This is a genomic window from Streptomyces sp. NPDC058864 (assembly GCF_042742985.1).
Taxonomy (GTDB): Bacteria; Actinomycetota; Actinomycetes; order Streptomycetales; family Streptomycetaceae; genus Actinacidiphila.
The window spans coordinates 17,936-31,226 of the sequence record NZ_JBHYMQ010000042.1; the positions used below are offsets into that span (position 1 = coordinate 17,936).

Genomic DNA, 13,291 nt, shown 5'->3' on the forward strand with positions numbered 1-13,291 from the left:
GGGCCGCCACGATGGGGTCTGACCACCCGGTACATACCGTGACCTGCAGCCGGCCCGGACGAGGTGATCCTGTGGGACTAGGCACGAACCACGACACGACGCCGGCCCTGATAGGGCTCCCGCAGGGGGAGGCGGAGCAGCGGCTCGTCCGGTATGGCGCCAACGAGGTGGCGCCGCCGCCACCGACTCCTCTGTGGCGTCGCGTGGCGCAGCAGGTGCGGGATCCGCTGATCCTGGTCCTGCTCGTGGCCGCTGTCCTCACCCTGGCCACGGGCGACCTTCCCGACGCCTGCGTCATCCTGCTCGTCATCACCGTCAACACGACTGTCGGCGTTGCCCAGGAAGTCCGTGCAGAACGCGCCGTCGCGGCGCTGACGGCGCTCAGCGCACCCGCGGCCCGCGTCGTCCGCGACGGTGAGGAGCGCCGTATCCGGGCGGTGGACGTCGTGCCCGGAGACGTGGTGCTGCTGGGGGAGGGGGACATCGTGCCCGCGGATGGTGAGGTGGTCGAGGCGGCGGCACTTCTGGTGGACGAGTCGTCACTCACCGGCGAGTCCGTCCCGGTGGACAAGGACGCGGGCGGCACGGCGGCGTCGGGTACCGTCGTCGTACGTGGCCGAGGCGCGATGGTCGTCACCGCCACGGGAGCCGCGAGTGCAACCGGCCGCATCGCGTCACTGATGGGTACGGCACCCGGGCCGACCCCACTGCAGCGCAGGCTCGCCGGATTCAGCCAGCTCCTCGCCGCTGTCACTGTCGTGCTGTGTGCCGTGGTCCTCACCATCGGGCTGCTGAGAGGACAGCCGGTGGAGCTGATGGTCGTGGCGGCGATCAGCCTGGCCGTCGCGGCCGTTCCCGAATCCCTGCCCGCCGTCGTCACCCTCGGCCTGGCGCTCGGCGCCCGGCGGATGGCCGCCCGCAACGCGATCGTCCGCCGCCTGCCGGCCGTGGAGACATTGGGTTCTGTCACCGTCCTCGCGACGGACAAGACCGGCACCCTCACGGAGGGCCGGATGGTCGCGGAACGGTTCTGGACACCGGTCGGCGAGGCCCAGGCACGCGGCAGTGGCTACGATCCGGCCGGCCAGGTGGCGCGGGACGGTGGCACCGTCACCGTGGACGACGCACCCGACCTGGCCGGTCTGCTGCGCGCCGCTGTGCTGTGCAACGACGCCGGGCTGCAGCCGCCGTCCGGCATGGACGGCGACACGGCCTGGCATGCCCTGGGCGATCCCACCGAGGCCGCCCTCCTCGTCGCCGGCGCACGGTTCGGCCTGGACCGGGCGGCACTCGCACGAGAACTGCCACGCATCGACGAGGTGCCGTTCGACAGCGGCCGCAAAAGGATGACCACCGTTCACCGCGGACCGCACGGCGGCTGCCTCGTCGTGTCCAAGGGCGCACCGGAGGTCATGCTGCGAGCCGACATCCTGGACGACGGCCCTCGTGTGCTCACCGCGGCCATCAACCGAGCCGACGAGCTGGCACGCCAGGGCTACCGTGTGCTCGCCGTCGCGGCTGGCGACCGTGGCTCGCGCCCCTTGCCCGACACCCCCGCCGACTGGGAGACCGGACAGCTGTCGCTGCTCGGCCTCATCGCCATCCTCGACCCGCCCCGCCGCACGGCGGCAGACACTGTCGCCGCCTGCCGCACCGCCGGGATCGCCCCCGTCATGATCACCGGAGACCATCCGCTGACCGCGGGCGCCGTCGCAACCCGCCTCGGCATGCTCGGCGGCGCAAACGACGGCGCCGTGACCACCGGGGGCGACATCAGGCACGACACCGCGAGGAAACTCACTGACGCCCGGGTCTACGCCCGCACCACCCCCGAGCAAAAGCTCGACATCGTCCAGGCATGGCGGCGCGCCGGACATGTGGTCGCCATGACCGGGGACGGCGTCAACGACGGCCCGGCCCTGCACCAAGCCGACATCGGCGTCGCCATGGGACGCCGCGGTACCGAGGTGGCCCGGCAGGCCGCCGACCTCGTGCTGGCCGACGACGACCTCGGCACAGTGGTCTCGGCCGTGGAGGAGGGCCGCCGGGTCTACGCCAACGTGCGCCGGTTCCTCCTCTACGGCCTCTGCGGGGGCACGGCGGAGATCCTCGTCATGCTCCTCGGCCCGTTCCTGGGCATGCCGCTGCCGCTGCTCCCGGCCCAGATCCTGTGGATCAACCTGCTCACCCACGGTCTGCCCGGGGTCGCACTCGGAGCCGAGCCCGCAGACCCGGCCGCCATGCGCCGCCCACCCCGACCACCAGGCGAGAGCGTGCTCGGCGCGGGGCTGTGGTCGCGGATCTTGCCGATGGGCCTTTTCGTCACCGCCGTCACGCTGCTCACCGGCATCTGGGCCCACGACACCGGGCGCCCTTGGCAGACCATGGTCTTCCTGGTCCTCGGCGCCACCCAGCTCGGCATCGCCCTGGCATCCCGGGCCCGCCACGGCAGCTGGGCCAACCCCTTCCTACTGGTCGCCGTCGCGGCCGCGCTCGCCCTGCAGATCGCAGGGGTCTACCTGCCTCCGCTGCGTGCGGTGTTGGGAACCGACCCGCTGTCGGCCGGCGACCTCGGCATCGCCTGCGGCCTGTCCGCACTCGGGTATCTGGCGATGCGCCTTCAGGCGCGGCTGTTTCCGACGAGGTGAACGAGCGCCCCGGCTTGGGCGTTCGCCCACTTGACAGGCGGGGCCGTGCACGGTTCGGGCCGGCAGGAGACACTGCCGGCCCGGATCTTTGATGGTGCGTTGTGCTACCCGAACTCGCCTTCTCGTACGCTGTCCCGGAAGTCTGCCCATTCTTCTGCGTTGAACCGCAGCGGCTGCAGTTCGGGGCGGGCGGAGTCACGGATTGCCACGGATCCGCCACCGAGGTCGGCTACCTCGACGCAGTGGGGCTTGTAGCCATAGGGACATGCGGTGCTCTTGACCCAGTGCGCCTGCGTCAGGTCGCGCGCGTACAGGTCGCTCTTACTCGCTTGCATGGCAAGCTCCAAGCGCTAGTCAGTCGTTCTTTTCCCTCCCTTTGCCACACTTGCGCTTTCCCTACGGTTGTGCAAATGCAGTCCCGCGGGCTCTGGCAGGTGCCGCCCCGGGTACCTGCATGATCGCCGAAGGGGCATGCGCCGGCTCGCGGACAACAAGGCGCCCACGGGCGAGGGGCGCTCAGTGGGCGTGGACGGGGAACCCCGAGGTGTGCCAGGTGCGGCCGTCGGGCAGGACGGCCGACGCCTCGTATTCGTCCAGTCCCTCCAGCCAGGCGCGGGATCCGTTGCCGCGCGCGAAGGCGGCCGTGGCGTAGGCGTCGGTCGTCGTCAGGCCCGGCCCGATGACCGTGAGGGAGACCAGCTCGGTGGCGGGCCCCCCGCCGTACGGGTCGAGGATGTGGGCGCCGCGTTCCGCGGTGCCGGAGGTCGCGATGGCCAGGTCGCCGCTCGCGGTCACGACGGCGGCCGGCACTCCTGGGCGCAGCGGGTCGGCGATACCGATGCGCCAGGGTGTGCCGGGGGCCGCCTGGCCCCGGAGGCGGATGTCGCCGCCTCCGTTGACGCAGGTGTGCTGCGCGCCGGCCTCGTGGAGCAACCGGGAGGCGTTCTCGGTGGCCCATCCCTTGACGAGCCCCGAGGGGTCGAGGGTGCCGCCGGCCGTGATGCTGAACCAGCCGTCGCTGTCGTCGGTCGCCCGGGCGCACAGCGCCAGCACCTCGTGCACCTCGGGCGGGCAGTCGGCGAGGCCGATCTCGCCGCGGCCGAGCCTGCTGACGGCGCTGTCGCGACGGTACGTGGAGAACACGGCGTCCACGGTGTGCAGATGGCGGACGGCACGGTCGAGGCCGGCGCGAATGGCGGACGTGGGTCGGTCCCGTATGTCGAAGGAGAAGACGGTGCCCATGACGTGTTCGACGTGGTGCAGGCCGGCGGCGGGGTCACGCACGGGCCTGGTCCAGTGCGCTCTGCAGGGACTGCATGTACCCCTGGCTGGTGTAGCTCGCCCCGGACACGGCGTCGATGCGGGCGCTCTGGGCACCGAGCGCCTCCCTCGTGAGGCGGGGCAGCGCGTAGGCGGCGATCTGCCGATCCCTGCCGTTCTCGTCGGGCGCCTGGAGCACTCGGACGGTGGTGATCTTCCCGTCCGCGAGCGTGGCGGCCACCTGTACCGTTCCGTAGGGGGTGTCGACGGGCTCCCCGGGGAAGGTGCCCGTGGCGGCACCGTGGCCGCCTGTGGACGCCGGCTCGGACCGGTGCGGCGTGGGCGACACCGACGAGGGGGCGGGATCCCCCGCCGCCACGGAGGGCTGGTGGGGTTTGAGGAAGAGCATTCCGAGGATCAGGGCACTGGTCCCGGTGGTGGTGAGTACGGCGCGGCGCATGCGGTTCTCCTCAGAGCGCGAACGACTCGTGGTGGATGCGGCGGGCTGGCACGCCCGCCTCGCGCAGGGCCCGTACGGCGGCTTCCGTCATGGGCGGCGGTCCGCAGATGTAGACGTCGTGACCTGCCAGCCCCGGTACCAGGGCGGACAGCGCCTGCGCGGTCAGCGGAGAGTGGTACCGGGCGGGGTCGTCGACGACGTAGTGGACCGTCGCGCCGCGTCGGTGCGCTATCGCGTCGAGTTCGCCGCGCAGCGCGAGGTCCTCCGGTCGGCGTGCCCGGTAGACCAGGGTCACCGGGCCGGGCAGGGTCTCGAACAGGGCCCGCAGCGGGGTGATGCCGACCCCGCCCGCCAGGAGCAGGACCCTCGAGGCGGTACGCCGGTCCGCGGTGAACGCGCCGTAGGGGCCCTCCGCCCACACGCGGGTGCCCGGGGCCAGCCGGGCCAGGGCGCCGCTGTGGCCGCCCGCGGACTTCACGGTGATGCGCAGGTGCCGGGGGTGGGGCGGGGCAGACAGCGAGTAGGGGTTGGCGGTCCACCACAGCCCGCGGGTGAGGAAGCGCCAGCGCAGGAACTGTCCCGGCGCTCCGCCCAACTCGTCCAGGTGTTCACCGCCGAGGTGGACCGACACGATCCCGGGAGCCTCGGGGTGGACGGCGACGACCTTCAGCTTGTGCCGAAGCCCGCGCCGGATCGGGACGGCGAAGCGGTACCAGGCGACCAGGGCGGCCGCGCCGGCGTAGAGGGCGTACCAGGCGGCCTGGGCGGCCCGGTTGCCGACGAAGTCCGCTCCGTTGGACAGCTGGTGCCCGAAGGCGAGGAAGACCGCCAGATAGGTGGCGAAGTGCAGGTAGTGCCAGGTCTCGTAGCTCATCTTCCGGCGGGCCGCACGCGCGGAGACCGCACCCGTGGCGACGAACAGCAGGAATCCCGCGGTGCCCTTGAGCAGGTCCGGGTAGTCCAGGACGAGTGTGGTGGTCTGACCCACGAGGGAGGCGTGCGAGGCCGCGGCGTAGCCCCAGACGATCAGCAGCGTGTGGGCCAGGGCCAGCGAGACGGTGCAGCGCCCGCCCCAGGCGTGCCAGCGGGCGAGCCGGTCGGTTCCGACACTGTGGTCGAGGAGGGGGACGCGGGCCATCAGCACGAGCAGGACCGCGCAGGCGTATCCGGCGAGGAGACCGGTGATGCGGCCCGCCCCGGTCAGCCACCCCGCCGGACCGACGACGGAGGTGGTGTCGGACCACCACAACGCCAGCACTCCCGCGGCGCCCGCCCAGATCGCGAGCGGCGCGAGCACCGGGAGCAGGCTGCGGCGCGGCCGCCGGTGGTGCAGTCCGCGACCGGTGCGGGGGGTGGTGGAGGTGGTGGCCATGGGGCTCCCAGGAGCGTCATCGTCGTCGGGCGCCCCCAGCATCGGCATCGAACCTCTGCGTTTCCTCTGATCCCGGCCGCCCAGAGGGAACTCAGAGGAAACGCAGAGGTTCCCCGGGCCCGCCGGGGCGTGTGGGCGAGGGATGCTGTAGTCACCATGGAAGAGAGCCGCACAGCACCCCCCGGCATGCACCGGCCCGACGGGAGCCCGGTGCGCGTCCTGGTGGTCGACGACGAGCCCGATGTCACCGACGTGCTCTCCGCCGCCCTGGCCGCGGAGGGCTGCCTGGTGCGGACGGCCGCCGACGGGGCGTCGGCGCTCGCGGCCGCCCGGGACTTCCGGCCCGACGCGGTCGTCCTGGACTGGATGCTGCCCGACGTCGACGGCCTGCACGTCCTGCGCGAGCTGCGGCGCGACGCCGACCGCGTGTGCGTGCTGTTCCTGACGGCCCGTGACGCGGTCGAGGACCGCGTCGCCGGCATCACGGCGGGCGGCGACGACTACGTGACCAAGCCGTACAGCCTGGAGGAGGTCATCGCGCGGCTGCGCGGTCTGCTTCGCAGGGCCGGGATGACCGCCGGGACCGACGTGAACCGGCTGGTCGTCGGCGACCTCACGATGGACGAGGAGGCCCGGGAGGTCCGCCGTGCCGGGACCCTGGTCGAGCTGTCCCGGACCGAGTTCGAGCTGCTGCGGTTCCTGATGCGCAACCCGCGCCGGGTGCTGTCCAAGAGCCAGATCCTCGACCGGGTCTGGGCGTACGACTTCGGCGGCCAGGCCCATGTCGTCGAGCTCTACATCAGCTATCTCCGCAAGAAGATCGACGCGGGACGACCCCCGATGATCCACACGGTCCGCGGCGTCGGATACGTCCTGAGGTCCGAGGCCCCATGAGACGACTCCCTCCCCGCACCCTGCGGGGACAGCTCACCGCCGGGCTCCTCGTCCTGCTGGCCGTGGCGTGCGCCGCCGTGGGCGTCACCACGGTCCTCGCGCTCAAGGGCTTCCTGCTGGGACGACTGGACGAGCAGCTCACCGCCACCGGCGGGCGCTTCGCGGCCAGCCTGGAGCACGAGAGGACGCCCGACGCGGACAACCGCCCCGACACCCGGGGGCAGGCCGACGCGACCTTCGGCGCCCGCCTGCTGGGTGGCGACGTCACCCATGCCGCCGTGGTCGACGACGCGGCCGACCGCCCCCTGGCCCTCTCCGCCGGAGACCGGCACGCCCTGAATGGCGTCCCGGTCGACGGAAGGGGACACAGCGTCCGCATCGCCTCGCTGGGTGCCTACCGCGTCTCGGCGGTCCGCGGCGACGACGGCGACGTCCTGATCACCGGTCTCCCCCTGCACCCCGTCGAAGCGACGCTGCACCGCCTCGAAGCCGTGGAAGCCGTGGTCTTCGGCGCGGCACTCCTGGCCACGGGCGTCGCCGGGACCCTGTGGGTCCGGGTCAGCCTGCGCCCTCTGCACCGGGTCACCGAGCACGCGTCCGGTGTCACCCGGCTGCCCCTGGCCAGTGGCGAGGTCGCCATGCCGACGCCCCTGCCGGACACCGACCCGCGCACCGAGGTCGGCCAGGTCGCCGCCGCGCTCAACCACATGCTCGAGCACGTGGAGGACGCCCTGGTCCGGCGCCAAGCCGGCGAGGAACGGCTCCGGCACTTCGCCGCCGACGCCAGCCACGAACTGCGCACCCCCGTCGCGAACATCAGGGGCCACGCCGAACTCGCCCTTCGCCACCGGGGCCCCGTGCCCGCCGGCATCCGCCATGCCCTCGAACGCATCCAGTCCGAGTCGCGGCGCATGACGCACCTCGTCGACGACCTCCTGCTCCTGGCCCGTCTCGATGCGGGACGCCCGCTCGAGCACGAAGAGGTCGATCTGACCCGGCTGGTCCTGGACGCCGTCGACGACGCCCGCGCCGCGGGACCGGGCCACCGCTGGTTCCTGGACCTTCCCGAGGAGCCCGTCGTGGTGACCGGGGACGGCCACCGTCTCCAGCAGGCCTTCGGGAACCTCCTGGCCAACGCCCGCACCCACACTCCGGCCGGCACGGAAGTGACGGTCGCCCTCGCCTCGGGCGCCGACGGCGCACGTCTCACCGTCAGCGACGACGGGCCCGGGATCCCGGTGGTACTCCAGCCCGAGGTCTTCACCCGCTTCGTCCGTGCCGACCAGTCCCGTTCGCGCAGCACGGGCAGTACCGGGCTCGGACTCGCGATCGTCCACGCGATCGTCACCGCTCACCACGGCACCGTCGAGCTCACCAGCCGCCCCGGGCACACGGTGTTCCAGGTGACCCTTCCGGGGTGACTCCGCCTGGGCGCGGGTGGGCCACGGGCTGGGCTCGGACGGCTGACGACAGGGCGGGTTCGGCTTCTCCCGAGGGCCCCTTCGGTCAGGCCTTGCGGACGCTGAGCACGATCGCAATCGTGAGGGTCGCCACGATGCCCGCCAGGCCGGCCCATCCACCGAGGACGGCGAAACCCGCCACCGAAGCGAATGCGCCCGCCAATGCTCCGGCAAAGGCCAGGGGCGACAGCCCGCGATCGTCTTCGCGGCGCTCGCCGCTCTCCTTGCTCATCAGGCCAACCCTAGTGACCTCCCCTAGGTGGAGGCTCAGGCAGGTTCTGATGGTGAGTGCCCGCCATGCCGGGGCGAGTCGTGAGGAAGCGGCCGTGAGCCGGATCCGGGCGTCGTCACGTCATGCCAGGGCGAGGAAGAGCTTCTCCAGCTCCTGCTCGCTCAAGGGGGGCGTCTGGTCGTCGGCGGCGGTCAGACACTGGCGCATGCCGCTGGCCACGATCTTGAAACCGGCGCGGTCCAAGGCGCGAGACACCGCGGCGAGCTGGGTGACGACGTCCTTGCAGTCCCGGCCGGCCTCGATCATGGCGATCACCCCGGCCAGCTGCCCCTGAGCCCGGCGCAAGCGGTTGAGCACCGCGGTTGTCGCTTCCTCGTCCACCTGCATCGATGCCTCCTTTGTGACGAACGCCCCATCATACCCCGGCGGGTATGTCCGCCGGAGGCTTCTCGGCTGCGCGCACCCCCGGTGGAGACGTCAATCGCCGGAGCGTGCCCGCTCATTCCCGATGCGCGAGCCATGGGGCGCGGTGACGTCCCCCTTCTGTGGGTGAGGGTGCGCGCGCCAGTCGGGTGTCGGCTCGGTACGCCGTGCCTGAACGGAATACGGGTGGGGGTATATTCTCGGTCGAGAGAGATACCCCCCTGGGTATTCGAGAGAGGGGCAGGTCATGTACTTCGTGGAGACGCTCCCGGTTGAGGGGCTGGGAAACCGCAGCTATCTCGCGGGCGGGACGAACGCGGCTGTGGCGGTCGATCCCCCGCGAGACGTCGAGCGGGTCATCACGGCGGCGGCGCGAAAGGGCGTGCGCATCACCCACATCGTGGAGAGCCACATCCACAATGACTACGTCACCGGCGGACTGGAGCTTGCCCGGATCACCGGGGCGGCCTACCTGGTGCCCGCCGGGGCCCGCGTCTCCTTCGACCGGATAGCGGTGGCCGACGGGGACACCATGGTCATCGACGAGGGGCTGGTGCTGCGGGCGGTCGCCACGCCGGGTCACACCCCGCACCACACCTCCTATGTCCTGGAGGACCGCGGGATCGCGGTGGCCGCGTTCACCGGCGGGTCGCTGCTGATCGGTACGGTGGGCCGTCCGGACCTGGTCGAGCCCAGGCTCACCGAGCGGCTTGCCCGCGCCCAACATGCTTCGGCGCACCGGCTGGCGGAGCTGCCCGACGCCGTGCGGGTGCTTCCCACGCACGGGTTCGGTTCCTTCTGCTCGTCCTCCCAAGCCGAGGGCGAGACCAGCACCATCGGCGCGGAGAAGACCCGTAACGACGCCCTGGTCAAGGACGTGGACGCCTTCGTCGCCGATTTGCTGGCCGGGCTGGATGCGATCCCGGCCTACTACACCCACATGGGTCCGGCCAATGCCGCAGGTCCCGACCCGGTGGACCTGACCGCGCCGGAGCGGGCCGACGCCGCCGAGATCGCCGCGCGGCTGGCCGCCGGGGAGTGGGTGGTGGACCTGCGCAACCGTGTCGCCTTCGCCGAAGGACACGTCGCGGGTTCCTTCAACTTCGAGCTGGAGGGACAGCCGGCCACCTATCTGGCCTGGCTGATCCCCTGGGGCAAGCCGGTCACACTGCTCGCCGAGAGCCCCGAGCAGATTGCCACGGCCCAGCGCGAACTGGTGCAGGTCGGCATCGACCGCCCTGCGGCTGCCGCCACCGGCAGTCCCGACCGGTGGGTGAAGGACTCCACCGGCCTGCGCTCCTTCCGTCGTGCCGACTTCCCGGCCCTGGCCAAGGCCCGGGAGGAGGCGACCGGCACTGTCGCGGAGAGCGTCGTGGTTCTCGACGTGCGCCGTGACTCCGAGCGGGCCGGCACCCGCATCGACGGCTCGGTGCACATCCCGCTGCACGAACTGCACCGGCGACTGGGCGAAATCCCGGCCGGGACGGTGTGGGTCCACTGCGCGGGCGGCATGCGCGCCGCGATCGCCGCCTCCCTGCTCGACGCGTCAGGCCGCGACGTCGTCGCCGTCGACGACTCCTTCGACACCGCCCGCGAGATCGGCCTGGCCACCGACTGAACCCCCGGCCCGACCCGATCCCCTCTGCACAGAAGCCAGGACGACCATGCCGCTCCTCTCCCGCAACCCCACGCCCGGGGAACTGACCGTCGCCGAAGCGCACGAGCGCGTGCACACGGCACGTGCGACGCTGCTCGATGTCTGTGAGGCGGACAAGTACACCGCCGGCCACGCCCCGGGCGCCGTGCGGCAGCCGCCGGCCGCCCACGCTGCCGGAGCCCCCCTCCCCGAGGGTGCCGGGGACTGTCCCGTGCTGACCGTGTGCCGCGCCGAAAACCGCTCCCGCGAGGCCGCCGAACTCCTGTCCCACCGGGGCGTCCGCGCCGTCAACGTCAGCGGCGGCATGCGGGCCTGGGCCATCGCGGGTCTTCCGGTGCACACTGGCAGCGGTCGCGGCGGGCACGCCATATGACCGTGTTCGTCCTCGCCCTGATCGCCGGCGCCGTGGTAGGCCTGGCGCTCGGGGGACTCGGCGGCGGCGGCAGCATGCTCGCCGTCCCGGCCCTGATCTACCTGCTCGGCTTCACCGCCGCGCAGGCCACCACCGCGAGCCTGGTCATCGTCACCGTCACCTCGCTCACCGGGCTGATCGCCCACGCCCGGGCCGGACGGGTCCACTGGCGTAGCGGAGCCCTGTTCGCGGCGGCCGGACTGCCCGCCGCGGCGGCCAGCGGCGCCCTGTCGTCCGCCGTACCCGGCGCCGTGCTCACCGCGGCGTTCGGCCTTCTCGCCGCCATCGCCGCCTGGCGCATGCTCACCCCACGGCGCAGCACAGGCGCCACGCGAGCCGCGGGGCCCGGCCGCTCAGCGGCCACCGGTGCCGGACTCGGCGCCGTGACCGGGCTGCTGGGCGTCGGCGGTGGCTTCCTCGCCGTCCCCGCCCTGGTCTCCGTGCTGGCCCTGCCCATGGCCGAGGCCATCGGTACCAGCCTGCTGGTCATCACCGCCAACAGCGCGGCCGCCCTCGCCCCCCGCCTGGGCAGCGTCGGTGGCCTGGAGTGGGGCGTCGTCGGCCCGTTCACGGCCGCCGCGATCCTGGGCGCATGGGACGGCAAACGCCTCGCCGACAAACTCTCTGGCGCCACCTTGCGGAAGGTATTCGCCATCGCCCTGCTGGCAGTGGCCGTCCTGATGCTCCTCGACGCCCTCACCTGAACCCGCACACCGAACAGCACCACGAAAGGAACACCTTCCATGACCCCCACCACCCTGACCACCGCGCAGCTCCAGCCCCGACTGAGCCGGCTCACCGTCATCGACGTGCGGTCCCCGAGGGAGTACGCCTCCGGGCACATCCCCGGCGCCCACAACATCCCCCTCGACCAGCTCCCGCGCGCCCTGCCCGCACTGCGCGCCGCCGCCGACCGCGGAGAGCTCGCCCTGGTGTGCGCCTCGGGCGCCCGCTCGGCCACCGCCCGCGACCGGCTCGCCGCCGCCGGCATCGCCGCCGCCACCCTCATCGGCGGCACCACCGCCTGGGCCCAAGACGGCAATCCCCTCGAACAACCCGCAGGCGGCCGCGCCACCTGGACCATGGACCGCCAGGTCCGCATGGCCGCTGGCTCCCTCGTCCTCATCGGCATGCTCGCCGACCTCGCCCTCCCCGGAGCACGCTGGCTGTCCGCCGCCGTCGGCGCCGGTCTGGTCTTCTCCGCCGCCACCAACACCTGCGCCATGGGCAACGTCCTCGGCAAGCTCCCCTACAACCGCCCCCGCACCGTAGCCGCCGACCTCGACAACACCCTCGCCGCCCTACACCGCTGATCCATCGGCGACGTCCGTCGGGAATGCGGAGCGCCGCCGCCGCGCAGCCCATCGGCCCTCCGACCTCGAGCACCTCGCCGGTGCCCGCGCATCGGTCCGGCGAGGCAGGACTTCGGTGAAGTTCGTCGGCGCGACAACCAACTGCGCGACGGGGCTCACTGGACAGCCGCGTGTATCTCCTGTTCGGTCGCGGTGTGCGAGACCACGAGGAGTTCGTCGCCGGGCCGCAACACCAATTCGGGGGTGGGCACGTGAGGCCGGCCGTCGCGGACGACGGTGGCGACGACGCTGCCCTCCGGCATGATCACCTCGGCGAGCGGGCGGCCCGCGGCGCGGGAGGCCGTGCTGATGGCGGTCTCGATGACGTTGACCCCTGCCTTGCTCAGCCGCAGCAGGGCCACGGTGTCGGTGGCGCCGGTCGCCTCCTCGATCAGCGAGATCAGAGGCGTGGCGGCGGGCACGGCGGCGTCGTCCTCACCACCTCGATCGCCAACGTCATGGGCCTGGTGGACACCAGCGTCTACGCGGCCGGCAAGGCGGCGCTGCGCTCGATGGCCCGCACCTTCTCCCGGGAGCTGATTCCGCGAGGGATACGTGTCAATGCGATCAGCCCGGGTCCCATCGACTCGGGAATCCTGGAAACGATGGGCCTGTCCCAGGAGGCCGTCGACGAGTTCAGGGCGGAGCGGACCTCGAGCAATCCCATGTAGCGCTACGGCACCGTCGAGGAGTTCGCCAAGGCGGCTGCGTTCCTCGCCTTCGACGCCACGTACACCACCGGCATCGAACTGGCCGTGGACGGCGGCGAAACCCAGCTCTGAGAGGCCGCCACCAGTGGCGGCACACCACCATCTGCGGGGGCCGGCCTCGCGTCTGTCACCGCGCTGCGTGCTCGGCCCTCTCGCGGGGCGCACCTTTCTCGTCGAGGACACCGCCGGAGGCGTGGTCAGTGCAGCAGTCGAGATCGGCCTGAGGCGCGACGCCTCCCAGCTGCGGACCGGCAACGCACCTCACGCGATGGCAACCTGGCGCAAGCTCGCCATCGGTGCCCTCAGGCTGAGCGGCGTCAAGAACATCGTCGTCGGCCTCTGCTGCAACGCACGCGACGCCCGCCGCCCTCTCGCGCTCCTCGGCCTCGCGTGATCACAAAACGGGCGCCC

15 protein-coding genes and 1 pseudogene are annotated in these 13,291 nt (G+C 72.3%); 9 read left to right on the plus strand and 7 right to left on the minus strand.

All coding sequences use genetic code 11. The annotated features are described in order from the left end of the window. The first annotated feature begins 71 nt into the window (after positions 1 to 71). Entirely contained in the window at positions 72 to 2,648 is a 2,577-nt protein-coding gene (locus ACFW3D_RS27055) for a cation-translocating P-type ATPase (protein WP_500508021.1), read from the plus strand. Positions 2,649 to 2,752: 104 nt separating this feature from the next. Here ACFW3D_RS27055 and ACFW3D_RS27060 read toward each other — a convergent pair whose 3' ends face one another. From ACFW3D_RS27060 to ACFW3D_RS27075, 4 genes are all read right to left on the minus strand, one after another. After that, a complete protein-coding gene (locus ACFW3D_RS27060; protein ID WP_500508023.1) occupies positions 2,753 to 2,983 on the minus strand; it encodes a DUF397 domain-containing protein in 231 nt (76 codons plus the stop codon). A 181-nt stretch (positions 2,984 to 3,164) separates the two neighbouring features. Then, on the minus strand, positions 3,165 to 3,890 hold the full coding sequence (locus ACFW3D_RS27065; protein WP_500508118.1) for an FAD:protein FMN transferase: 726 nt from the start codon (positions 3,888 to 3,890) through the stop codon (positions 3,165 to 3,167). Between the two features lie 34 nt (positions 3,891 to 3,924). Continuing rightward, complete coding sequence (locus tag ACFW3D_RS27070; RefSeq protein WP_500508025.1) at positions 3,925 to 4,368, minus strand: FMN-binding protein; 444 nt, start codon at positions 4,366 to 4,368, stop codon at positions 3,925 to 3,927. A 10-nt stretch (positions 4,369 to 4,378) separates the two neighbouring features. Next, positions 4,379 to 5,740 (minus strand): ferredoxin reductase family protein, encoded by a 1,362-nt coding sequence (locus tag ACFW3D_RS27075; protein WP_500508027.1) that lies wholly within the window; start codon positions 5,738 to 5,740, stop codon positions 4,379 to 4,381. Between the two features lie 156 nt (positions 5,741 to 5,896). Between ACFW3D_RS27075 and ACFW3D_RS27080 the strand changes: the two genes are divergently transcribed. Together ACFW3D_RS27080 and ACFW3D_RS27085 are read left to right on the plus strand one after the other, a co-directional pair. Beyond that, on the plus strand, positions 5,897 to 6,634 hold the full coding sequence (locus ACFW3D_RS27080; RefSeq protein ID WP_500508029.1) for a response regulator transcription factor: 738 nt from the start codon (positions 5,897 to 5,899) through the stop codon (positions 6,632 to 6,634). Then, positions 6,631 to 8,055, plus strand: a complete 1,425-nt coding sequence (locus tag ACFW3D_RS27085; protein ID WP_500508031.1) for a sensor histidine kinase — start codon at positions 6,631 to 6,633, stop codon at positions 8,053 to 8,055. Before ACFW3D_RS27080 ends, ACFW3D_RS27085 begins: the two co-directional genes overlap by 4 nt. 85 nt (positions 8,056 to 8,140) lie before the next feature. On the opposite strand, the gene ACFW3D_RS27090 is transcribed toward ACFW3D_RS27085, so the two are convergent. Then, positions 8,141 to 8,326, minus strand: coding sequence for a hypothetical protein (locus ACFW3D_RS27090; protein ID WP_500508033.1), 186 nt, complete (start codon positions 8,324 to 8,326; stop codon positions 8,141 to 8,143). Between the two features lie 120 nt (positions 8,327 to 8,446). Further along, positions 8,447 to 8,713, minus strand: coding sequence for a metal-sensitive transcriptional regulator (locus ACFW3D_RS27095; RefSeq protein WP_500508035.1), 267 nt, complete (start codon positions 8,711 to 8,713; stop codon positions 8,447 to 8,449). A 283-nt stretch (positions 8,714 to 8,996) separates the two neighbouring features. Here ACFW3D_RS27095 and ACFW3D_RS27100 point away from each other — a divergent pair, with 283 nt between their 5' ends. The 4 genes from ACFW3D_RS27100 to ACFW3D_RS27115 are packed head-to-tail and all read left to right on the plus strand — an operon-like array spanning position 8,997 to position 12,131. Continuing rightward, a complete protein-coding gene (locus tag ACFW3D_RS27100) occupies positions 8,997 to 10,367 on the plus strand; it encodes a rhodanese-like domain-containing protein (protein WP_500508037.1) in 1,371 nt (456 codons plus the stop codon). Between the two features lie 46 nt (positions 10,368 to 10,413). Then, positions 10,414 to 10,779, plus strand: a complete 366-nt coding sequence (locus tag ACFW3D_RS27105; RefSeq protein ID WP_500508039.1) for a rhodanese-like domain-containing protein — start codon at positions 10,414 to 10,416, stop codon at positions 10,777 to 10,779. Beyond that, positions 10,776 to 11,522 carry a sulfite exporter TauE/SafE family protein gene (locus tag ACFW3D_RS27110; RefSeq protein WP_500508041.1) on the plus strand — a complete coding sequence of 249 codons (747 nt, stop codon included), beginning with the start codon at positions 10,776 to 10,778 and terminating at the stop codon, positions 11,520 to 11,522. The genes ACFW3D_RS27105 and ACFW3D_RS27110 overlap by 4 nt, the downstream gene beginning before the upstream one ends. 39 nt (positions 11,523 to 11,561) lie before the next feature. Beyond that, positions 11,562 to 12,131 (plus strand): rhodanese-like domain-containing protein, encoded by a 570-nt coding sequence (locus ACFW3D_RS27115; protein WP_500508043.1) that lies wholly within the window; start codon positions 11,562 to 11,564, stop codon positions 12,129 to 12,131. A gap of 155 nt (positions 12,132 to 12,286) precedes the next feature. Here ACFW3D_RS27115 and ACFW3D_RS27120 read toward each other — a convergent pair whose 3' ends face one another. Continuing rightward, positions 12,287 to 12,592, minus strand: a complete 306-nt coding sequence (locus ACFW3D_RS27120; RefSeq protein ID WP_500508120.1) for a TrkA C-terminal domain-containing protein — start codon at positions 12,590 to 12,592, stop codon at positions 12,287 to 12,289. 3 nt (positions 12,593 to 12,595) lie between these two features. Here ACFW3D_RS27120 and ACFW3D_RS27125 point away from each other — a divergent pair. Together ACFW3D_RS27125 and ACFW3D_RS27130 are read left to right on the plus strand one after the other, a co-directional pair. Continuing rightward, positions 12,596 to 12,952 (plus strand): annotated as a pseudogene (locus tag ACFW3D_RS27125) (SDR family oxidoreductase); the annotation flags it as partial. 121 nt (positions 12,953 to 13,073) lie between these two features. After that, a complete protein-coding gene (locus ACFW3D_RS27130; RefSeq protein ID WP_392618589.1) occupies positions 13,074 to 13,274 on the plus strand; it encodes a hypothetical protein in 201 nt (66 codons plus the stop codon). Positions 13,275 to 13,291 lie beyond the last annotated feature (17 nt).

Coding starts and splice junctions, on each gene's coding strand:
- ACFW3D_RS27090 (WP_500508033.1), bottom strand. CDS start 8,326: ATGAGCAAGGAGAGCGGCGAGCGCCGCGAAGACGATCGCGGGCTGTCG.
- ACFW3D_RS27075 (WP_500508027.1), bottom strand. CDS start 5,740: ATGGCCACCACCTCCACCACCCCCCGCACCGGTCGCGGACTGCACCAC.
- ACFW3D_RS27070 (WP_500508025.1), bottom strand. CDS start 4,368: ATGCGCCGCGCCGTACTCACCACCACCGGGACCAGTGCCCTGATCCTC.
- ACFW3D_RS27105 (WP_500508039.1), top strand. CDS start 10,414: ATGCCGCTCCTCTCCCGCAACCCCACGCCCGGGGAACTGACCGTCGCC.
- ACFW3D_RS27115 (WP_500508043.1), top strand. CDS start 11,562: ATGACCCCCACCACCCTGACCACCGCGCAGCTCCAGCCCCGACTGAGC.
- ACFW3D_RS27080 (WP_500508029.1), top strand. CDS start 5,897: ATGGAAGAGAGCCGCACAGCACCCCCCGGCATGCACCGGCCCGACGGG.
- ACFW3D_RS27095 (WP_500508035.1), bottom strand. CDS start 8,713: ATGCAGGTGGACGAGGAAGCGACAACCGCGGTGCTCAACCGCTTGCGC.
- ACFW3D_RS27085 (WP_500508031.1), top strand. CDS start 6,631: ATGAGACGACTCCCTCCCCGCACCCTGCGGGGACAGCTCACCGCCGGG.
- ACFW3D_RS27065 (WP_500508118.1), bottom strand. CDS start 3,890: ATGGGCACCGTCTTCTCCTTCGACATACGGGACCGACCCACGTCCGCC.
- ACFW3D_RS27060 (WP_500508023.1), bottom strand. CDS start 2,983: ATGCAAGCGAGTAAGAGCGACCTGTACGCGCGCGACCTGACGCAGGCG.
- ACFW3D_RS27100 (WP_500508037.1), top strand. CDS start 8,997: ATGTACTTCGTGGAGACGCTCCCGGTTGAGGGGCTGGGAAACCGCAGC.
- ACFW3D_RS27110 (WP_500508041.1), top strand. CDS start 10,776: ATGACCGTGTTCGTCCTCGCCCTGATCGCCGGCGCCGTGGTAGGCCTG.